The sequence below is a fragment of the Actinomadura macra NBRC 14102 genome, from assembly GCF_001552215.1.
Taxonomy (GTDB): domain Bacteria; phylum Actinomycetota; class Actinomycetes; order Streptosporangiales; family Streptosporangiaceae; genus Spirillospora; species Spirillospora macra.
In genome coordinates, this window is record NZ_BCQT01000004.1 from 351,312 (window position 1) to 370,826 (window position 19,515).

Annotated in this window: 22 protein-coding genes; 3 read left to right on the forward strand and 19 right to left on the reverse strand. The window is 69.8% G+C overall.

What is annotated here, in order from left to right; translation table 11 throughout:
* Positions 1–19: 19 nt before the first annotated feature.
* The 6 genes from atpE to AMA02S_RS06465 form a co-directional block, all read right to left on the reverse strand.
* Positions 20–256: an ATP synthase F0 subunit C gene (atpE, locus tag AMA02S_RS06440; protein WP_067453071.1), complete on the reverse strand. Its 237-nt coding sequence runs from the start codon at positions 254–256 to the stop codon at positions 20–22.
* Positions 257–358: 102 nt separating this feature from the next.
* Positions 359–1,153, reverse strand: coding sequence for a F0F1 ATP synthase subunit A (gene atpB / locus AMA02S_RS06445; RefSeq protein WP_067453074.1), 795 nt, complete (start codon positions 1,151–1,153; stop codon positions 359–361).
* Positions 1,154–1,214: 61 nt separating this feature from the next.
* Positions 1,215–1,439, reverse strand: a complete 225-nt coding sequence (locus AMA02S_RS06450; protein WP_067453077.1) for an AtpZ/AtpI family protein — start codon at positions 1,437–1,439, stop codon at positions 1,215–1,217.
* Positions 1,440–1,523: 84 nt separating this feature from the next.
* The gene (locus AMA02S_RS06455) at positions 1,524–1,943 is read right to left on the reverse strand and encodes a Cg1360 family ATP-synthase-associated protein (protein ID WP_067453080.1); all 420 of its coding nucleotides are present in this window, start codon (positions 1,941–1,943) and stop codon (positions 1,524–1,526) included.
* Between the two features lie 380 nt (positions 1,944–2,323).
* Positions 2,324–3,493, reverse strand: coding sequence for an MraY family glycosyltransferase (locus tag AMA02S_RS06460; protein ID WP_067453084.1), 1,170 nt, complete (start codon positions 3,491–3,493; stop codon positions 2,324–2,326).
* A gap of 116 nt (positions 3,494–3,609) precedes the next feature.
* The gene (locus AMA02S_RS06465; RefSeq protein WP_067453087.1) at positions 3,610–4,677 is read right to left on the reverse strand and encodes a DUF2207 domain-containing protein; all 1,068 of its coding nucleotides are present in this window, start codon (positions 4,675–4,677) and stop codon (positions 3,610–3,612) included.
* Positions 4,678–4,899: 222 nt separating this feature from the next.
* On the opposite strand from AMA02S_RS06465, the gene AMA02S_RS06470 reads away from it, so the two are divergent.
* The 3 genes from AMA02S_RS06470 (at position 4,900) to AMA02S_RS06480 (ending at position 8,037) form a co-directional block, all read left to right on the forward strand.
* A complete protein-coding gene (locus AMA02S_RS06470) occupies positions 4,900–6,846 on the forward strand; it encodes a sensor histidine kinase (RefSeq protein WP_067453090.1) in 1,947 nt (648 codons plus the stop codon).
* A gap of 209 nt (positions 6,847–7,055) precedes the next feature.
* Positions 7,056–7,502, forward strand: coding sequence for a hypothetical protein (locus tag AMA02S_RS06475; protein WP_157430415.1), 447 nt, complete (start codon positions 7,056–7,058; stop codon positions 7,500–7,502).
* A 115-nt stretch (positions 7,503–7,617) separates the two neighbouring features.
* Positions 7,618–8,037 carry a hypothetical protein gene (locus AMA02S_RS06480; protein ID WP_067453095.1) on the forward strand — a complete coding sequence of 140 codons (420 nt, stop codon included), beginning with the start codon at positions 7,618–7,620 and terminating at the stop codon, positions 8,035–8,037.
* 6 nt (positions 8,038–8,043) lie between these two features.
* On the opposite strand, the gene AMA02S_RS41415 is transcribed toward AMA02S_RS06480, so the two are convergent.
* From AMA02S_RS41415 to AMA02S_RS06545, 13 genes are all read right to left on the reverse strand, one after another.
* Complete coding sequence (locus AMA02S_RS41415) at positions 8,044–9,249, reverse strand: hypothetical protein (RefSeq protein ID WP_157430416.1); 1,206 nt, start codon at positions 9,247–9,249, stop codon at positions 8,044–8,046.
* On the reverse strand, positions 9,246–9,746 hold the full coding sequence (locus AMA02S_RS06490; protein ID WP_245667376.1) for an RNA polymerase sigma factor: 501 nt from the start codon (positions 9,744–9,746) through the stop codon (positions 9,246–9,248). Before AMA02S_RS06490 ends, AMA02S_RS41415 begins: the two co-directional genes overlap by 4 nt.
* A 101-nt stretch (positions 9,747–9,847) precedes the next feature.
* On the reverse strand, positions 9,848–10,582 hold the full coding sequence (locus AMA02S_RS06495; protein ID WP_067453103.1) for an AfsR/SARP family transcriptional regulator: 735 nt from the start codon (positions 10,580–10,582) through the stop codon (positions 9,848–9,850).
* Positions 10,583–10,634: 52 nt separating this feature from the next.
* Positions 10,635–12,827, reverse strand: coding sequence for a hypothetical protein (locus AMA02S_RS06500; protein WP_084264726.1), 2,193 nt, complete (start codon positions 12,825–12,827; stop codon positions 10,635–10,637).
* Complete coding sequence (locus tag AMA02S_RS06505; RefSeq protein WP_067453106.1) at positions 12,824–13,495, reverse strand: ABC transporter ATP-binding protein; 672 nt, start codon at positions 13,493–13,495, stop codon at positions 12,824–12,826. Before AMA02S_RS06505 ends, AMA02S_RS06500 begins: the two co-directional genes overlap by 4 nt.
* A gap of 108 nt (positions 13,496–13,603) precedes the next feature.
* Entirely contained in the window at positions 13,604–13,927 is a 324-nt protein-coding gene (locus AMA02S_RS06510) for a hypothetical protein (protein ID WP_157430417.1), read from the reverse strand.
* A 194-nt stretch (positions 13,928–14,121) separates the two neighbouring features.
* On the reverse strand, positions 14,122–14,820 hold the full coding sequence (locus AMA02S_RS06515) for a hypothetical protein (protein WP_067453114.1): 699 nt from the start codon (positions 14,818–14,820) through the stop codon (positions 14,122–14,124).
* Positions 14,817–15,218, reverse strand: a complete 402-nt coding sequence (locus tag AMA02S_RS06520) for a PadR family transcriptional regulator (RefSeq protein WP_084264837.1) — start codon at positions 15,216–15,218, stop codon at positions 14,817–14,819. The genes AMA02S_RS06515 and AMA02S_RS06520 overlap by 4 nt, the downstream gene beginning before the upstream one ends.
* Positions 15,219–15,309: 91 nt before the next feature.
* Positions 15,310–16,122 (reverse strand): L-threonylcarbamoyladenylate synthase, encoded by an 813-nt coding sequence (locus AMA02S_RS06525; RefSeq protein WP_084264839.1) that lies wholly within the window; start codon positions 16,120–16,122, stop codon positions 15,310–15,312.
* A gap of 120 nt (positions 16,123–16,242) precedes the next feature.
* A complete protein-coding gene (gene prmC, locus AMA02S_RS06530; RefSeq protein WP_067453120.1) occupies positions 16,243–17,103 on the reverse strand; it encodes a peptide chain release factor N(5)-glutamine methyltransferase in 861 nt (286 codons plus the stop codon).
* Entirely contained in the window at positions 17,100–18,164 is a 1,065-nt protein-coding gene (gene prfA, locus AMA02S_RS06535; protein WP_067453121.1) for a peptide chain release factor 1, read from the reverse strand. Before prfA ends, prmC begins: the two co-directional genes overlap by 4 nt.
* Before the next feature lie 108 nt (positions 18,165–18,272).
* A complete protein-coding gene (gene rpmE / locus AMA02S_RS06540) occupies positions 18,273–18,491 on the reverse strand; it encodes a 50S ribosomal protein L31 (protein ID WP_067453124.1) in 219 nt (72 codons plus the stop codon).
* Positions 18,492–18,690: 199 nt separating this feature from the next.
* On the reverse strand, positions 18,691–19,344 hold the full coding sequence (locus tag AMA02S_RS06545; RefSeq protein ID WP_084264728.1) for a response regulator transcription factor: 654 nt from the start codon (positions 19,342–19,344) through the stop codon (positions 18,691–18,693).
* Positions 19,345–19,515: the final 171 nt, after the last annotated feature.

Below are 19,515 nucleotides of genomic sequence, written 5' to 3' on the forward strand. Positions count from 1 at the left end.
CTCCCTCAGGGAACTCGGACTACTTGATGCTCTGGAAGAGGAACGGCGCGACCAGTCCGATCAGGGCGAGCGCCTCGGTGAGGACGAAGCCCAGCATCATGTTGGTACGGATGACGCCCGTCAGTTCCGGCTGGCGGGCGATCGCGTTCACACCCTGGCCGAAGATGATCCCGACGCCGATACCGGGGCCGATGGCCGCGAGGCCGTACCCGATCGCGGTGACGTTGCCGCTGACCTCAGCGAGGACTCCCGTCATGGGTTCTTTCCTTTTCTGTCGGCCGGCGGAGTGTCCGCCGGTCTGGCTTATCGAGGTGATCTGTTTGGGACGCGCACCGTGGGGGCACTGCGACCCATAGGTCTAGTGGTCCGCGTGCAGGCCGCTCTGGATGTACATGGCGGCGAGCATCGTGAACAGGAACGCCTGCAGGAACTGGATGAACATCTCGAACGCGGTCATCACGATGGTCATGAGCACGCCGACGATGCCGACGCCGAACCCGAGAGGCGTGGGCTTCTCGAAGATGAACCAGAAGCCGACGAGGCTGAAGAACGCCAGGATCATGTGGCCGGCGAACATGTTGGCGAAGAGCCGCACCGCGTGGGTGAAGGGGGCCAGGATGAACGTGGACAGGTACTCGATCGGCACCAGCAGCACGTAGATCGGCTTGGGCAGGCCCCGGGGGATCAGGTTCGTGAAGTACTTCGCGGGGCCTTGGTTCTTGATGCCGAGGTAGACCTTGAGGAAGTAGACGCTCAGTGCGAGGACCGCCGGGAACGCGATGTGCGAGGCGATCGGGAACTGGATGATCGGGACGACCGAGAAGATGTTCCAGGTCCAGATCAGGAAGAACAGCGACATGAGCAGCGGCATCCACCGCTCGGTGTCCTTGCCGAGGAACGGCCGCCCGATCTGGTCGCGGACGAACATGTAGCCGACCTCGCCGACGTTCTGGATGCCCCTCGGCACCAGCTTCGGGTTGGAGAAGGCGCTCCAGAGGAAGACGCACACCACGAGCGCGCCGACCACCGAGAAGACAAGGGGCTTGGTGAGCCACTCCGGGCCGCCGGCGAACAGCGGCGGGAAGTCGAAGAGCTCTGGCCCCGGGGCTTGGAACTCCTCCCCTCCGGAGGCGAGGACCGTCAGCGCGTTCACGCGGCGTTCCCTTCATCAATGTGGTGATGGATCACGAAGGCTTCCTCGGCGGCGGGGCCGCTCAGAGGGGATGGCGACCGTACTTCACGTAGATCAGGTAGATGGCGAGCACGACACCGATGACCAGGCCGATCGGGGTAAACCAGATCAGACCCGTCCACTTGGACAGCAACCAGCCGAGCCCACCCCAAATGACCATCCCGGACAGGAGGTAGCTGGGCGCGGACCAAGCGGCGTCGGCGAATTCCCGTTGGCCGTCTTCCGGCCGACGTTTCTGCTCGCTCATCGCGCTCCGGACGATAGCAGGCCATCCCGGCGGTGGTCATATTGGAGTAGTCCGAAGATGCCAGCACCGTCCGCGCGCGTGGCATCACGGGCTCCGGTCGAGCACGTTCTCGGGCTCGTCAATGTAGGGCCTCCCCTTCTGCAGGGCGACGCGGAACTCGGCGGCGATCCAGGTCAGGGCGAGCCCGACGACCGTCCAGCCGAAGACCGTGGTGTTCCAGATCGAGACGCCGTCCATGGCCGTGACCAGCACCATCACAGCGAGGATCTTCACGAGATAGCTCGCCAGCGCGGCGAGCATCATCGTCTGCGAGGAGACCTTGGCGGCCCAGGAGACCGCGAGTGCGCTGATCGAGAAGAAGGCGATCACCACGACGGCGGCCAGCGCGGCCGCGAGGGCGCCCTTGGCGCCGGCGGTCAGCAGGCCGATCAGTACGGCACCCACCCCGACCATCGCGGTCGGGAGCGCGGCGCCGCGGAGAATCCGGGCGTCAGACGGTTGCATGAGGGCTCCGGCTGGTCACGGTCAGTGTTCGTCTCTCGTTCGTGAAAGGTATCACAAGCGTCCGGATTGTCCACAATTACCCTAGAGGTAACGCGACGGCCGCTGCCGGGCGCCCGTCCGAACCATGCTCGCACCACGGACCTTAACCCAGGCCAGACCATAGAATCCGGGGGAACTTCCCGGACGCGCCGCGAACGCGGCGGCCGGAGCAAACACGCCGCGTGACGCATGCTCAGAGGTTCAGATCTTCTACCCTGGGCCGCCCGTGCTACACCCGTCCCGTGCTGCCATCCGGAGGTGTTCTACAAAGCGTCACTCTCCAGACATGTCGCGACATGCCCGGCACGGATGGCAGTCCCCCGCGAGTCAGGACGAAATAACTAGACCGGCATGGTGGGGCGTTCGGCGGGGCGGTCACGGTCACCGTGCCCCTCGCGTTCGGCGGCGGCGCCGCGGCGGCGGCGCCCGGGGGTCAGCAGCATCAGCAGCATCCCGCCGAGCGCGACCGTCACGGTCGCCCCGAGAGTGATCCAGGCGGCGTCGAACAGCGCGAGCCCGACCAGGCCGGAGGCGAGCAGCCCCACCCAGAAGTACATGATCAGCACGGCGCGGCGGGTGGAGTGGCCGAGTTCCAGCAGCCGATGATGCAGGTGCTGCTTGTCCGGGGAGAAGGGCGACCTGCCCTGGTTGGTGCGCCGCCACACGGCGAGCAGCATGTCCATGAACGGGACCGCGGCCACCGCCGGGACCAGCAGCAGCGGCACGTAGAACGGGAAGAGCCCGTTGGCGAGGACGGCGGGGTCGAACCGTCCGGTCAGCATGATCGTGGACGCGCTGAGCAGCAGCCCGATCAGCATCGAGCCGGTGTCCCCCATGAAGATCTTGGCGGGGCTGAAGTTGTGCGGCAGGAAGCCCGCGCACATCCCGAACAGGATCGCCGCGGTGAGCGTCGCGCCGCTCAGGGTCGTCATCCCGTTGCTCTTCGACAGCAGGTAGGCGTAGGAGAACAGGGCCAGCGCCGCGATCCCCACGACGCCCGCGGCCAGCCCGTCCAGGCCGTCGATGAAGTTCACCGCGTTGATCGTCGCGACGACGACGAGCACCGTGAGCGGCACCCCGTAGGCGGGCGGCAGCGACAGCGACTCGCCGTTGGGCATCGGGATCACATAGATCTGGATGCCCTGCATGATGAAGATCCCGGCGGCGGCGACCTGGCCGGCGAACTTGGTGAGCGCGTCCACTTCCCAGCGGTCGTCGGCGATGCCGATCAGCACGATCAGCCCGCCCGACATCAGCAGCGCCTTGCCGACGTCGACCTCACCGTCCCCGAGGTACTTGCGCATCTCCGGCAGCCCGGACGCGACGATCAGCGCGGCCACCATCCCGCCGAACATCGCGAGCCCGCCGAGCCGCGGCGTCGGGATCACGTGGACGTCACGGTCGCGGGGGACGGCCTGCGCGCCGAACCACACGGCGAACCGGCGCACGGTGGGGGTCAGCAGATAGGCGACGAGGGCGGCGGCCAGGATGGTGAGCAGGTATTCCCGCACTCCCCCGCGCCTCCCTCCGCCGTCTCGACCATGGCCGCGGTGGCCCGGTCCTCACGTCCGTCACCTTGGTAGACGTCCGTCCGGGTTGATCAGTTCGCCCCGGCGACCGATCAACTCTAGTCCTCCCTGAGCGCGCTCGCCCCACGTTTCACTGTCCCGGACCGATGCGCCCGGACGATCGCCGCCCCGACGATCATGAGGGCGAGCCCTGCGAGGGACCGGTCGCCCAGCGAGAACGCCCACGGCCCCCGGGCCACGACGTCGTCGCCGACGTCGGCCACGACGAGCAGCGCGCCCACCGCGATGAGCCCCCATCCCGCCCGCCGGTGCGGTGCCGGGCGCCGCGCCACCAGCACCACCGCGCCGACGGCCAGCGCGAGCACCGCCGTACCGGGCCACGTTCCCGTCCAATGCGGCGGCGCGTACCGGGGCGGCGGCACGGAGATCGCCCCCTTCGGCAGCCGGACCCGGACCGTCATGCCCTCATGGGGCCGCAACGCGCTCTGCGTGAAGTCCACCGCGTAGGGGCCGTCACGATCGCGCAGGCACCTCGTCGTCTCGCCCCGCGCACCCGCGCGGCAGTTCACATGCCAGAGAGGTACCGGCGCCTCGACCCGCACCGCCGCGTTCCCGATGGGCACGTCCCAGGACGTCCCGAGCGCGTCCCACACCAGTTCGTCGTGGTCGGTGTGGGGGGTGAACACCCACGCCATCTCGTACTCGATCACGTACGCCTGCCGCCCCCGCACCTCGCGGTGCCGGTCGCCGACGCTGATCTGCACGTCGTGCAGGAGCGTGAGCGTCCTGGCACGGGCCGGGGCGCCGGTCGAGGAGCTGGTGCGGACGTTGCGGACGTCGTAGAGCCGGTCGGCGTGCCGGAACGGGACGCGCCGGACGATCCCATGCTCCCCGCCACGCGCGAAGTCATAGGTGATCGTCTCCCTGACCTGCAAGATCCCGTCGGTGCGGAGGGTCAGCACGACGTCATAGGTCGGGATGCTCTCATGCTGCACGGGCTCCGGCGGCGGCACGGCGGCCGCGGGAGGCGCGGCAAGCGCGGCGGGCGGCCGTTCGTCGCTCGCGGGCGGGGCGGCGGCGTTCGCGGGCAGGACGAACAGCGCGGCCACCAGCGGCATCGCCGCGGCGACCGCCGCCCCCCGGACACGACCACGCACGTCAGGCATAGTTCCACCGTTACCGTCAGGACGTCTGCGTAACGAAGCGATTACCCGTGGACCTGGTTCGGGTCATGCATCCCCCACCGACGTTTTGAACGGACCAACCACCCGTCAAACCCCCCGTAAGGTCGTGGCGTGGGGAAACGGGGACGAAAGAAAGCTGAGGTCGCACGGCCGCCGGGGGCGCCCAGGGGGGCGGCGCCGTGGCCGAGTGTGCCGGATTTCGCCGTGCCCGCACTGCTGGCGACCGTCCAGATCGGCGGGTCCTGGGCACTGGCGGCAGCGGACGACCTCCACCGCAGCCAGGGCCGCTGGATGGCCGCGCTCGCCTGCGTCGTCATCGCGTGCGTCGCGCTGATCTGGCGGCGGACGGCGCCGGTGCCGGTCCTCGTGGCCACCATCGCCTGCTCGGGGGCCGGTGTCCTCGTGATGGGCACCCCCGACACCCTGGTCGGCGGTCTCTCGGACGCGGTCGCCCTCTACTCGCTCGCGGTGCACCGGGAACGTCGGCAGGTGATGGTCGGCGGCGCCGTCGCCATCGCGGTGTCCCTGGCCACCGTCGCGCCGCTGACGAAGAGCCTGGCCGACGGCCTGCTCAACTGCACGCTGAACGTCCTGTACTACGTGGTGATCACCGCGCTCGGCCAGCTCCGCCAGCAGTACAAGCAGCGGCGGCGAGCGCTCGCGGAGCAGCTCGCCGAAGCGGAGCGGGCCCGGCGCGCGGCGGCGGGCTCCGAGCGCGAGCGGCTGGCCCGCGACCTGCACGACGTCGCGGGCCATCACCTCAGCGCCGTCGTCGTGCACAGCGGCGCCGTCTCCCGGACGACCGACCCCGACCTGAAGCGGCAGGCGCTCGCGGCCGCCGCCGACACCGGCCGCGACGTCCTGCGCGCGCTCACCCGCCTGGTCGACGTCATGGGCCCGCAGGACCCGGACGGCGGCCTGGACTCCAGCCTTCCCCAGCTCTGCCAGGGCCTGGCCCGGCTCGGCGTCCCGGTCTCGCTGACGATCGAGGGACGCACACCGAGGCTGCGTCCCGAGGTGGGCATGGCCGCGTACCGGATCGTCCAGGAGTCCCTGACCAACGCGATGCGCTACGCCCCGGGCGCCCCCGTGGCGGTCGAGGTCCGCCACGTGCCGGGCGCGATCGAACTCCTGGTCGCCAACGAGGCGCCCGCCGAGGACGCCGCGGTCCCGGCTCTCGGCACGGGGCGCGGTATCGCCGGCATGCGCGAGCGCGCGGAGGCCTTGGGCGGGACCCTGACCGCCGCCGCTGCCGAGCGCACCAAAGAAGTGTCCCGTTCACGGGACACGATGCTCACCGAAGCGCGAGACACCGGCCTGGCGGGCTGGACGGTCCAGGCGGTGCTGCCGACCATCTCCGGCGGCGGACGGCGGCTGGGATGGTCCGAGGTGCTGGACGCGACGGTGGTCGCCTCCTGCGCGATACTCCCGGCGCTGGTGGCCTTCACCCCGCCCGAGCCGATCCTCGGGCACGCCTCGACCATGGGCGCCGCGGCGATCGTCGTCTTCCTGCTGCTGCGCGGCGTCCCGCTGTGGTGGCGGCGCCGCGCCCCCTACCTCGCCCTCGGCGGGCTGGCCGCCATGGACATCGCCGCGGCCCTCACCGCCGGGACACAGGCCCAGTCGCTCCTCGCGCTGCTGCTGATCGGCGCCCCGGCGGAGATGGTCGCGGTCTACGCGGTGGGCGGGCACGCCCGGCACGGCAGGCGGACCTGGCCCGCCCCGTTCATCGGCGCGGTGCCTTGGGCGGTGACGTTCACGGTGCTGCTGGTGACCGACCCGGAGACCGAGCAGACATCGGGCGTCATCCCGTTCACGCTCGGCGCGGGCGGCCTGTTCGGCGTCCTCGTCCTGCTGCCGTTCTGGGCCTGGGGCAAGACCGTCACCGGGCGGGGCCAGCGCTGGGAGGCGACGGCGCGGGAGACCATGGCGGCGCGCACGGGCGAGGCCGTCCAGGCGGAACGGCACCGGGTGGCACTCGGTCTGCGCGCCACCGTCCTCGACCACACCGCGCGCCTCGTGCGCGCCGCCGAGGCGGGCATGGCCGGAACCGAGGCGGACGCGAGGGCGGCGCTGGACTCCGTCACCGAGCTCGCGCGGACCGCTCTCCTCGACATGCGGGCCCTGCTCGACGCGCTGGAAGAGGAATGACACCGGTGTGATCTTGGTCATGATCTCCGGCTCGTTCAGCCCGAGCGGAGCACGCCCGAGACCTTTGGACGACGGGGAAGCCGTTGCGGTTCGCCGCATCGCCGGTTTCGGCCACGGTGATCTCGATCTAAGCTCTCCATAAAAATGATCTTGCCCGTCCTGCTAGGTTTCCCCGCTAAACCCCGGAAGATCACCATACGGAGGGACCAATGCGGAGATTTGCTGCCGTGGCGCTGGCCGCCGGCACCATGATGACCGGCATGGCGGTCGTCGGCGCCCCCGCCGACGCCACCGTCACCACCAAGGCCGCCGCCAAGAGCTGGGCGCCGTACAACTCCTACGCCAACATCAGCGCTTGGGGCACCTACACCCGTACCAGCAGCACCGTCACCGTGAAGGGATACCTCGCCGACGGCAAGAAGAACGGCTGGACGGCCTGCGTGCGCTTCCTCTTCACCGAAGGCAATCTGCGCTACTGGTCCCGGCACAAGATCGTCGGCATCGACCGGAACGGGAACCAGTACAACTACGACGGTGCGGCGAAGGTGGCCATCAAGACCAGCTCCAGCTACACCGGCCACCTGTACGTGCAGGAGTGCGGCCGCAACAAGAAGACCGGCAAGTACGCCTACGGCAAGAGCAAGCGCATCTTCTGAGCCCGAGCCATCCCCCGCATTGAGTCACAGGGGCCCCACCGTTTCGCGGTGGGGCCCTCCCCGTACCCACCCGACTGCTATTTTCGGACTGCTCCCAACGCGGCAGGAGGGTCCCATGCGGCGCATCGCGACCGTGACGATCTCCACAGGACTCGTCCTCATCTACCTCAGCGCCTCGTCTGCCAGCGCCTCAGCCAAGAACTGGGAGACCACCGGCGCCTACAAGGCTGTCCAGGCAGGCGGCACGTACACCCGCGGGTCCGGCAAAGTGACCATCAGCGGATGGCTCCAGGACGATAAGTCCAACGGCTGGGCCGCCGCCGTGCAGTTCAGAACGACCGAGGGCGACGGCCGACACACGAGCGAAGTGTTTTTCTTCCTCTCCAATGGCATCCCCGCGGATCTGAAGTACCACCAGGACTACGGGAAGTTCTTCACATCCGACTACACGACCCACCTCTATGCCCGCGAGTGCGGCGTGACCCCGGATAAGAAACGCACCACCAAGTGCGCGGACTGGCAGAAGATCTACTGAGCCCGGTCACCAGTCCAGGTCGTAGAAACTCTCGACCGCCGGAAGCTTGACCGCCATCCTCTTGTCCACGAGGTCGAAGAGCCCTGTAGCCGTTATCACAAATCGCCCCGAGGCGTCGGCCTTGAGAATCTCACCCTCGACGAAGCTGACACCAGAACGACGAATCGAACGCAGCACCCGTCCATCATCGGCCGAAACCACAAATCCCTCGGTCATAGCCGAAGAGGGAGAAGGGGACGCACGCTCATCCGTCGCGACCGCCTTGAGAGCAAACTCGACGACCAGGGCCTGGCGACCGTCCGCGCTGGCAACCACTCCTTCAAAATTCCGTCCCATTGTGATCACGCGAATGGCGCGACTTACGGTGACCACATGCCCCGCCGGTGCCGTGGCCACCGGAAGCCTCCGCAGTTCGTGAATGTCCTTGCGGTGCGCGGAATTATCGCTCACATACCTGGAACGCACAAAGAAGAGCCAGTCACCAGAGTTTGAGAGTGACAGTTTACCATCGCTGGCACCTTGAGTTTCCTTCCATACCTTCCGCCTGCCGGACAGCGTGTCGAGTGCCATGATACGTGTGCCTACCGCGTTTTCTCCGGCGGGTATCTCAGCCGAACAGGCCGCGACACTATAGGCCAGCCTGCTTCCGCTGGGTGTGACCGCGAGAGAGCTCTTCTCACTGGGAATGCCCGAAATGTAGGAACCGGGTACACGCCGATAGCCAGTGAATTCCCCTGTGGCGTTGACCGAAAATCTGGCGATGCTGCTGCCACAGCGCCCCGCCGTCCCCGCGCCCATGAGCACGAACAGCGTCCTGCCATCGCCGGAGGCAGCCAGCCCGTGAAAGGTAACGCCTCGCGGCGCGGCCCGCGATCCCAGCAGTCGTCCGGTGCGCGAATCGCGGACCTCCACTCGGGAAGGACTCTTCCCGTCGGCGAGATAGCCGGCGAAGAGGAACCGCGGCATCGTCGGGACCTTCTGGAGGCGGCGGTCAGGCTGGTGGACCAGTTCCCGCAGCACCACCAGCCCGGCGATCATCGCCAGGACGGTGACGACCGCGCACAGCGGCAGCACCCAGCCGCGCAGCGGTGCGCCACGGGCGATGCGTTCCCTGCGAGGGTGCCGCCGTCCAGGGAAGGGCCTCGGCTTGTCGTCCACCGTGTCCGCCGAGGCGCGCAGCGCGTCACGCAATCGGTTCTCGATGTCGGTCATCGCGCCTCCTCCCCCAGCTCGCGGGTCAGCGCGGCGAGCGCCCTGACCATCGTGGACCGGACGGTCCCGGGACGGATACCCATCGCCTCCGCGACCTCGGCATCGCTGAGGTCGAGGTAGTAGCGCAGCACGAGCGCCTCGCGCTGCCGGCGGGGCAGTCGCCGCAGCGCCGCCATCACCTCCCGGCGGTCCTCCCCGGCCAGGGCGGCCGACTCGGCCGACCAGACCGGTGGTTCATGCGGTTCGGTGTGCCGCCACACCATCTTGCGCCGCCGCAAGGTCATCCGGCACCCGTTCAGCACTGCGGCGCGCACATAGGCGAGGAGCTTGCTCTCATCGTCGAGCTTCGGGGCCTTGTCCTGCATGCGCAGGAAGACGTCCTGCACGACGTCCTCGGCGGTGGCCTCGTCCCCAACGAGCAGGACGGCCATCCGGACGAGACCGGTCTGGTGCTCCTCGTACAGCGCGACGAGATCGCGAGCCTGGGGGATCACCACGGAGGGATCTTAGGCGTACACAACTCGCAAACCCATGCAAACCATGAAGTATCTGACGGCCAGTGAAGGCCACCGTCATCCTGGTGCCGAAACGCCGCGCGCTACCTCAGCGATGCGAACAACTCGCTGAACCCCGTGCTCGGCTCGAGTCCCAGTTCACGCTTGAGGAGCCGGCGGTAGCCCGTGTACACGCGCCATGCGCTGGCGTGATCGCCGCGGCCCAGGTGGGCGGACGCCATGATCCGGTGAGGCGCCTCGCCGAACGCATCGACCGCCGCGGCCGTCCCGGCGAGTTCCAGCGCGTCGACCGTGCCACCGGACGCCAGGCTCTGCTCGGCGAGCCGCTCCAGGGCGAGAACGCGAAGCCTGTCCCACTGCACCCGGACGACCTCCACCTTCTCGTCCGTCCAGCCGTGGAGCAGTTCCCTGCCGAGGACGCCCGTATCGGCGGACCGCGCGGGCTCCGGCGGGACCTTCCTGTCGATCACCGACCGCGCCAGACTCCGGGCCTCACACAGGTCGACCCGGACATCTTGCACCAGCCGGATATGCCCAGTCGTGGCTTCCAGAAGCCTCCCGCCGGTCTCCCGGCGGACGCGCCACAGCGCCTGCCGCAGCCGCTTCGCCGCACCGACGGGCTCCGCGTCGGGCCACAGCCTGGCTTGGACGGTGCGTCTCGCGATCCACGTCTCTTCTAAGGCCACCATGACGACCAACGAGCAGATCCCCTCCGACAGACGGACCTCCCGCCCTCCCACCTGGCAGCGGAAGGACGGGAGCAGTTCCAGCCGAACACCGTCGGCCCCGCCGGTCTCGTCGGTTCCTTCATTCCCCATGCACAGTAGATGCGCGGGCGCGTTCTTCTGCTGCTCGGTGGCGGCGGGGATTTCAGTCGTTCACGGGTCGCCAGCGCCGGGCCGCACGTGCGGCACCGACGCCCCCGGCCAGCCCGATGAGCAGGGCCAGTGCCGCCGCACCGCCCATGCCCGTAGCGAGGGCACCCCAGGAGAACCGCCCCTCCTTCACCTGGGCGATGAAGAACAGCCCGTGCCAGGCCGTGACGGCACCGCCGACGATCGTCGTCAGCCACAGCGGGACGGTGAGGTTCCAGAGCGCCACCGACATGTAGACCGACCGGCGGTCGGTCTGCACGGCGAGCGGTGCGAGCGCGTCGCTGAACTGGAGGAACTCCGCCGCGGCGCTCGTCGCCGCGGCCAGCATGAGGATCAGGATTCCGGCGCCTCCGAACAGCATCACCCACTGGCCCAACCGCATGAGGGACGCCGCCGCGCCGCCGTACTCGATCCCCAGCCCCTCCGCGGTGAATCCGAAGACGGCATACGCGACCTGCTGGACGCGCCATCCTTCGCCCTGGCGTTCCCCGACCACCACGAGGTAGTTCTCCTGCCTCTGGGGGCGTCCGTCGCCGAGGAGCGCCCTCTCGGGCACGGCCTGGACGTGCAGTCCGGATTCGTCTCCTGCCCACCATCGGGCGAGTTCCTGGATCCTGGCGTCGCCCGCCTGGAGGGACGTCCCTTCAGGCCGGATCGGACACCCCAGCCCGACCGTCCTCAGGGTGGTGCAGGTCCCGGTCAGCGTGACCGGCTTTCCGTCGTCTCCTCTGCCAAGCCGGAGGGTTCTGGCCTCCGGCGGGATGCCGCGCAGGAACCGCTGAATCTGCCCGCGGCTCGCTTCGCTGATGTCGACGAGGAGGACCCGGTCGCCCACGCGGTTCTCGGTCTCGACGGCCGCGCGGGCCGGCTCGTTGAGCCTGCTGGTCCAGACCTGGATCTGCGTGATCAGCCCCAGCCCGATGACCAGCGCGGTGGCCAGCCGGACGATCACCCCCGGGTGCGCGGAGATCCACCGTCCGGCGATCAGCCGCGGGGGCGAGCCCCGGCGCCGCCCCGCCGAGGTGACCAGACCGCCGAACCGGCGGCTGACGGCGGCCGCCACGGAGGGCAGCGAGGCCCACATGGTCATGGTGGAGGCGATGTAGAGCAGCAGTCCGTTGAGACCCGGGACGCCGCTGCTGACGACGACCCCGGCGACCGACGTGATGAAGACGGCGACCCGCCATTTCGGCACCCGTGTGGCGAAGCTCCTCGGACGCGTCGCCCGTCCCGTGCGATCCACCCGGTGCAGGCCCACCGCCAGGACGAGGACAAGCAGGAATGACACCGCGAGGGCGCAGGGGACGGCCCATGCCCAGGCCCGGACGTCCGCCTTCCCCACGATGTAGCCGGTGACCGGAAGCGGCATGTTCACGATCATCAACGGGATCGTGAGCACGCTCGCGACGACCGCGCCCAGCAGCGCGGGAGGCGCCGCCTCGCCGACGGTGACCAGGGCCCGGTGCCGCCAGCCGGCGCCGAGGACCTGCAACAGCGCGCCACGGCGATCACGGGCGGACGACCCGCACCGCGCGGCGACGACCACCAGCGCGAGACAGGGCAGGCCCGCCAGCCCGCCGATGGTCGCCAGTACCTGGATCATGGGCCACGCGTCGAGCCGCTCGCCGATCGGGGACCACTGACGGTTCCCGAATCCGGCGATCTTGTGCCAGCCGTCCCCCGCGACGTCGGCGTTCGCCGGATGGACGTAGGCGAACAGTTCGGACGGAGAGGAGAGGCCGGACTCCGCGATGCGGCCGGCGAAACGCCCGTAACGGGTCGTCACATGCTCGTCCGACGGCCGATCCGCCAAGGCCGGCGACAGGAACACCTCCCCGGGACCGGGCCATCGGGTCAGGCCCGGGGGCGGAGGGGCCGTCGGGTCGAGCGGCACGACCTCGATGATCCCCACCGATGCGCCGTGGAGCGTGTCGGTGCCTTCCGCCCACAAAGCCACCGTCGCCTGCCCGGATCTGGTCGGCAGCGGGCTGCGCGCCACGTCCCGCCGCTCCCGGCCGTCATAGATCGCCGCGGTGCAGACCAGGGCGGTCAAGCCGATCGTCAGCACCAGGGAGGCCAGGAACAGTGAGACGAACCGCAGCCGGCCGCCCTGGGCCGCCCGTCCCGCCGCCCAGCCCGTCCTCAGCAGCTGGCCGGCCAGCCGCCGGCCGCTCGCACCGCCCCTCACGACCGCTCCACGAGCCGGCCAGAGTCGAGCGACACCTGGGCGTCCGCCCTCCCCGCCACGGCGGGGTCATGGGTGACCACCACGAGCGCGCAGCCGCGCCGTGCCGGAATGTCGAAGAGCAGGTCGGCGACCGTCTCCCGGGTCCGCTGGTCCAGGGCGCCCGTCGGCTCGTCGGCCAGCACCAGGGTCGGTTCCATGACGAGGGCGCGAGCGACGGCGGTGCGCTGCCGCTCCCCGCCGGAGAGCAGCCCCGTCGTCCCCTGCTCCGGAACGCCGAGCCAGCGCAACAGGTCCCGAGCGTCGGCGTAGGCCTTCCGGCGGTCGACGCCGGCGAGCAGCGCGGCGATCGCGACGTTCTCCGACGGCGACAGCTCGGGGAGCAGTTCACCGAACTGGAACACCACTCCGAGATGCCTGCGGCGGTGGGACGCGAGCGCGCGCGCCGAGAGCCGCGTCATATCCTTGCCCGCCACAGAAACCGTTCCCGAGTCGGGTTTCACCAGGCCCAGGGCGCACATCAGCAACGTGGACTTACCACTTCCGCTCGGACCGGTCACCGCAAGCGAATGCCCTGCCGACACCTGAAGGTCAAGATCGTCAAGGAGAACCCGATCACCGATCTCGTACCGCAGTCCTTCTATCTGTAATGCCGGGGCGCGAACTGTCACGGTTCTCCTCCTTGGGTGAGCTTTTCCAGGCAGCTTCAAGCAGCGTCGATCACCTTGGCCGGCCGCGATCCGGGTCGGCCCGCGGGCGCGGGCCGACCCGGTCGCGGGCTACTTGACCCGGTGTTCTGTCTGGCCCTTCACCGCCCACTTGGTGCAGATGTCGGGCTTGAAGTCGTGCTCCTCACACGACTTCAACTTGGTGATCGTCGCGCCGCGGGGCGTGGAGACGGTCTTGTTGTAGCCCGACTTGTTCCACAGCGTCTTCTTCCTCGAGGAGTTGCTGCGGTAGTACTCGGCCTTCACCCACTGGTTCCTGCCCAGGTCCCTGAGCATCAGCGTCTTGTAGCCGCCGTCGTTGTACCTGTAGCTGTAGGTGTAGGCGTGCACCCTGCCGTTTACCAGCGCCGACAGATGGGCACTGGCGGGCGCCAACGGAATGCCAGCGGTAAGCGCCAGCACCCCTCCCGCGATAATCTTCGCTCCGCGCATTCTGTGCGCCTTCCTATGGCCGGTGGTTCATCCACCGAAAGCCCGCTCTGGGCTCCACGGAAAACTTCAGCAGCGATGCGTCTCCGCGCCGACTCGCCGGCGTTGCCGGTCCGTCGTGGCGGTGTCTCAGGGGTGTCTCAGAAGACCATCGCGCCCTGCGCCGACCTGGCCGGATCCGCCACCGGACGGAATCGGCGCACGATCACGACGCGCGCCAGCCCCAGGGAGGCGATCACGGTGGCCAGCGGGACCGCCACCTCGGCCAGCACCACACCGAGGCCGTACGGATACCCCCAATGCCGGGCGACCAGGGCGGTGGCACCCGCGGCGCCGACGGCGGCGAGGGGCAGCCACGCGGCGAGGACGCGCACCGTGATCTGGCGCGCCGCATCCGCGTGGTATCGCAGAACCGCGGAGGACGCGGCGAGGGTCCCCGTCCAGGCGAACGCGACGCTCATCGCCCAGAAACAGATGTCCAGCCAGCCCGGCAGGTCAACGGCATCCGACTCCCGTCCGAGCACCTGCGCCAACCCATCGCTGGGCAGGCCGAACACGAGGAACATCCCGGCGAACGACCCCGGCAGCGCGCCGAACAGGGCCGCGAGCATGAGACGGCCGGCCAGGTACCGGACGGGCACGACCCCCCGCTCCGACGCCCAGGCGCGGGCGAATCCGGTCGGGTCCCCGCCGACGAAGGACTGCGGGTCCCGGCCGTCCTGCCGCGCGGCGTCGAGATCGGCCGTGAGCTCGGCGGCCATCTCCGCGGCGTCCTCGCGGGTCACGCCGATGCGCCGCCACGTGCGCCTGCACTGCCCTACGACCTCGCGCGCCATCATGACTCCCCTTCCCTGGTCCCGCCACCGTCACCGGGGACGAGCGTTCGCGTGGGCTCGGTGACGCGGGCGAGGACGGCGTGGATGCCGTCGGTGAGCAGCGCCCACTCCCGTGACCACGCGGCGAGCGCGGCGCGTCCGTCCTCGGTGGGCCGGTAGTACTTGCGCGCGGGGCCGCCATCGCTCTCCACGAGATAGGACTCCACGAGGTCCTCGCGTTGCAGCCGGCCGAGGGCCGGGTAGATCGAGCCCTCGGCGACTGCGTCCAGCCCGGCGGCGGCCAGCCGTTGCGCCATCTCGTACCCGTAGGCGGGCTCGTCCGCGATCACGGCGAGCAGGCACAGGTCGAGTACGCCGCGCAGCCATTGGCTCCGGCGCCGTCCGGTGTCCGACACTGTCATGCACAGCATGATAGGTACCTAATACCTTGCAAGGCAAGGTAGCTGGTCAGGCGGGAGACCGGACTCGGTAGCGCCTGTCGGTCGGGTCGCCTCAGTCCGACTTGTCGGGGGCGGGGGTCGGCGCGTCCTTGGTCAGGGAGGGCTTCGCGGCGGCCTCGTCATGGCTGCCGGACGGCCCGTCCTTGATGAGGGACGGCTTCCCCTCGGGCTCGTCCTTGGTGAGGGACAGCCTCTCCTCGGACGGCTCGTCCGGGTCGTCCTCGTCGGTCAGCAGGACACCGACGACGGAGCGGATCTTGTCCTCGGGGATGGCGCCGACGCGCAGGAGGCGCGGGACGGAGCCGGTCAGGTCCACGATGGTGGACGGGTCGGCGTGGCCGGACGGGCCGCCGTCCAGGTAGACCGAGACGCTGTCGCCGAGCATCTTCTCGGCCTCGGCGGCGGTACGGGCGGCGGGCTGCCCGGTCAGGTTGGCGCTGCTGACCGCGAGCGGGCCCGTCTCCTTGAGGAGTTCCACGGCTAGCTCGTGCATCGGCATGCGCAGGGCGACGGTGCCCTTGGTCTCGCCCAGATCCCACATGAGGACCGGGTTCGAGCGGCAGACCAGGGTGAGGGCACCCGGCCAGAACTCGTCGATCAGGTCCTGGCCGTAGGTACCGAGGTCGTCCACCAGCGCGGTCGCGGCGCGGACGGAGCCGACCAGGACGGGCGGCGGCATCTCGCGGCCCCGCCCCTTGGCCTCCAGCAGCGCCTCCACGGCGATCGGCATGAACGCATCGACGCCGACCCCGTACACGGTGTCGGTCGGCAGGACGATCAGCTCGCCACGCCGTGCCGCGGCGAACGCCTCGGCGATTCCCCGGGTGCGCTCCATCGGCTCGGAGCAGTCATAACGTCGGCTCACGGTCGCCCGTCTTCCCATCTGCGCGGCGCTCGTCGGATCAGCAGGCCCCAGGATATCCGCGCCCGGGGGCTCACCGCGCCCCCCGATGTCGATCAACGGTGCCGCCGGTGCGGGGACCGGTCAGTCGGAGGCGAGTCGGGAGGTGACGAATCGGTCGCGGTTGGTCAGGTCGCGGCGGTTGCGGACGTCCCGCCAGCCGTTCTCCTCGGCGAAAACCCAGTACACGCCGTTGCCCTGAAGATCGCTGTGCTCGACCGCGGCGTACCCGCCGGGGCGCAGGAGGCGGCGGGCGGTGCGCTCGACGACCCGGATCGCGTCCAGGCCGTCGTCACCGCCTCCCCACAGGGCGTCGGCGGGGTCGTGATCGCGGACGTCGCGGGGGACGTACTCCCACTCGCTCATGGGGATGTACGGGGGGTTGCTGACGACGAGGTCCACGGTGCCGTTCAGCTCTGTGAGGGCGGTGCCGAAGTCGTCCAGGTGGAGGCGGACGCGTCCGCGCTCGTCCAGTTCCTCGATGTTGCGGGTGGCGTGCACGAAGGCGGTGGGGTCCTTCTCCACGGCGTGGACGCGCGCGCGGGGGGCCTCCAGTGCGATCGACAGCGCGATGGCTCCGGACCCGGTTCCGAGGTCGACGACAAGGGGATCGCGGACGTCCATGTCGCGAAGGGTCTCCAGCGCCCAGCCGACCATCACCTCGGTCTCCGGACGGGGGACGAAGACGCCGGATCCGACCTTCAGCTCCAGGTAGCGGAAGAACGCGCGGCCCGTGATGTGCTGGAGCGGCTCGCCGGCCTCGCGCCGCGCGACGAACTCCCAGAACCGGGCGTCGAACGAGCTGTCGGGGACGCCGTGCAGCTCCGAGCGCTTCACCCCGTGGACGGCCGCGGCGAGTTCCTCGGCGTCCGCGCGGGGGGAGGCGGCCCCGGCGTCGGCGAGCCGTGCGGTGGCTCTGGCGATCTCGTCGAGCAGCAGCTTCATGATCCTTGGGCTTCGGCCAGCCGGCGTTCCATGTCGGCGTCGACCAGCGCCTGCGTCACGTTGTGCAGGTCGCCGTCCAGGACCTGGTCGAGGTTGTACGCCTTGTAGCCGACACGGTGGTCGGAGATCCGGTTCTCCGGATAGTTGTAGGTGCGCACGCGCTCGGACCGGTCGACGGTGCGGACCTGGCTCTTGCGCTCGGCCGAGGCCGCCGCGTCCGCCTCCTCCTGCGCCATCGCCAGCAGCCGGGACCGCAGGATGCGCAGCGCCTGCTCCTTGTTCTGGAGCTGGCTCTTCTCGTTCTGGCAGGACACCACGACACCGGTCGGCACGTGGGTGATACGCACGGCCGAGTCGGTGGTGTTCACGCTCTGACCACCCGGGCCGGACGAGCGGTACACATCGATGCGCAGGTCGTTCGGGTCGACCTGGACGTCGACGTCCTCGGCCTCGGGCGTCACCAGCACACCGACCGCGCTCGTGTGGATGCGGCCCTGCGACTCGGTGGCGGGCACCCGCTGCACCCGGTGGACGCCGCCCTCGAACTTCAGCCGCGTCCAGACGCCCTCGTCCTGGCCGCCCTTCGCCTTCACCGCGACGGTGACATCCTTGTAGCCGCCCAGATCGGACGGGTGGGAGTCGAGGACCTCGGTCTTCCAGCCCTCGCGCTCGGCGTACCGCAGGTACATCCGGAGCAGATCGCCGGCGAACAGCGCCGACTCCTCGCCGCCCTCCCCGGCCTTGACCTCCAGGATGACGTCCTTGCCATCGCTCGGGTCGCGCGGCACGAGCAGCTGCCGCAGCCGCTCCTCAAGAGCTTCCCGGCGCTTCTCCAGCTCGACGGCCTCGGCGGCGAACGCCTCGTCCTCCCCAGCGAGCTCGCGCGCGGCGGCCAGGTCGTCGACGGTCGCCGACAGGTCCCGGTAGGTCTCGACGATCGGGCGCAGTTCGGCGTAGCGCTTGCCGAGCCTGCGCGCCAGGTTCTGGTCGGCATGAACGGACGGATCGGCGAGCCGTCCCTCGATGCCCGCGTATTCGCTGATCAGATCGTCGAGATTCACGCTGTGTCCTGGCCCGTCCCGGCCCCCGAGACCGGGTGCCGACTTCGAACGGCCCGGGGACCTGGAGAGTCCCCGGGCCGTCCCTGTGGTCGCGGTGCGGCGCTCGCCCTACTTGCCGGCCTTCTTCTTGCCGAAGCGCTGCTCGAAGCGCGCCACCCGGCCGCCGGTGTCGAGGATCTTCTGCTTGCCCGTGTAGAACGGGTGGCAGTTCGAGCACACGTCAGCGTGGATCACGCCGTTCGCGGCGGTGCTGCGGGTCTCGAAGGTGTTGCCGCACGTACACGTCACGGTCGTGACGACGTAGTTCGGGTGAATGTCTGGCTTCACGGGTCTCTCCTCGCCTCAAGCGGTCGCCGGGCGCCTCCGGTCCGCATGGCGGAGCCATGGGAGATGTGGGAAGCGTGAACCGGTACCGCAGCGGTTGCACTCCAAGTGTGCCAGATACCCGAACGTGCCGAGGTCACCGGGCATTCCCGATCTTGCCCGGGACGTGCCCCACCACCGCTGAACAGCGGGCCCGCCGCGCTCAGGCGTCGGTACGGCCCAGATAGGCGAGGACGGCCATGACGCGGCGGTGGCCGCCCTGCGCGGGCTGGAGGTGGAGCTTCATGAAGATGTTGGAGATGTGCTTCTCCACAGCGCCTTCGGTGACCACCAGATCCTTCGCGATGGCCCCGTTCGAGCGTCCCTGCGCCATCAGCCCGAGGACCTCGTGCTCGCGCGGGGTCAACGCCTCCAGCGGGTCGCCGGTGCGGCGGCGGCCGAGCAGCTGGCCGATGACCTCCGGGTCGATGACCGTCCCGCCGGCGGCGATGCGGCGGACCGCGTCGATGAACTCCGCGACATCGGACACCCGCTCCTTCAGCAGGTACCCGACACCCTCGGCGCCACCGCCGATGAGGTCGGTCGCGTACCGCTCCTCCACATACTGCGACAGGACGAGGATCGGCGTGCCCGGCCTGCGCTCGCGGACCGCCAGCGCAGCGCGCAACCCCTCGTCGGTGAACGAGGGCGGCATCCGGACGTCCACGATGGCCAGGTCGGGAGTGTGTTCGTCGACGATGCCGAGCAGCCCCGGCCCGTCCCCGACCGTCGCCGCGGTCTCGATCCCCGCGTCCTCCAGCAGCCGGACGAGCCCTTCCCGCAACAGCACCGAATCCTCGGCGATCACTACCCGCATGCGCCCATTATCGGGGCTCCCACCACCGCCGCGCCCCGTGAATCCGCCCGATGAGCTGGAGGCGTCCGCGATCCGGGATCCCGTCGCCGGGGCGAACCGGGCCGCGCCTCCGGGACCCCCGACGACGGCGCGCCGGCCCGTCCCTCAGGGGACGGACCGGCGCGGGGGTGG

Coding starts and splice junctions, on each gene's coding strand:
- AMA02S_RS06455 (WP_067453080.1), bottom strand. CDS start 1,943: ATGCAACCGTCTGACGCCCGGATTCTCCGCGGCGCCGCGCTCCCGACC.
- AMA02S_RS06520 (WP_084264837.1), bottom strand. CDS start 15,218: ATGACAGTGTCGGACACCGGACGGCGCCGGAGCCAATGGCTGCGCGGC.
- AMA02S_RS06450 (WP_067453077.1), bottom strand. CDS start 1,439: ATGAGCGAGCAGAAACGTCGGCCGGAAGACGGCCAACGGGAATTCGCC.
- prmC (WP_067453120.1), bottom strand. CDS start 17,103: ATGAAGCTGCTGCTCGACGAGATCGCCAGAGCCACCGCACGGCTCGCC.
- AMA02S_RS06495 (WP_067453103.1), bottom strand. CDS start 10,582: ATGGGGAATGAAGGAACCGACGAGACCGGCGGGGCCGACGGTGTTCGG.
- AMA02S_RS06545 (WP_084264728.1), bottom strand. CDS start 19,344: ATGCGGGTAGTGATCGCCGAGGATTCGGTGCTGTTGCGGGAAGGGCTC.
- AMA02S_RS06475 (WP_157430415.1), top strand. CDS start 7,056: ATGCGGAGATTTGCTGCCGTGGCGCTGGCCGCCGGCACCATGATGACC.
- AMA02S_RS41415 (WP_157430416.1), bottom strand. CDS start 9,249: ATGACCGACATCGAGAACCGATTGCGTGACGCGCTGCGCGCCTCGGCG.
- AMA02S_RS06515 (WP_067453114.1), bottom strand. CDS start 14,820: ATGATGGCGCGCGAGGTCGTAGGGCAGTGCAGGCGCACGTGGCGGCGC.
- AMA02S_RS06465 (WP_067453087.1), bottom strand. CDS start 4,677: ATGCCTGACGTGCGTGGTCGTGTCCGGGGGGCGGCGGTCGCCGCGGCG.
- atpE (WP_067453071.1), bottom strand. CDS start 256: ATGACGGGAGTCCTCGCTGAGGTCAGCGGCAACGTCACCGCGATCGGG.
- AMA02S_RS06480 (WP_067453095.1), top strand. CDS start 7,618: ATGCGGCGCATCGCGACCGTGACGATCTCCACAGGACTCGTCCTCATC.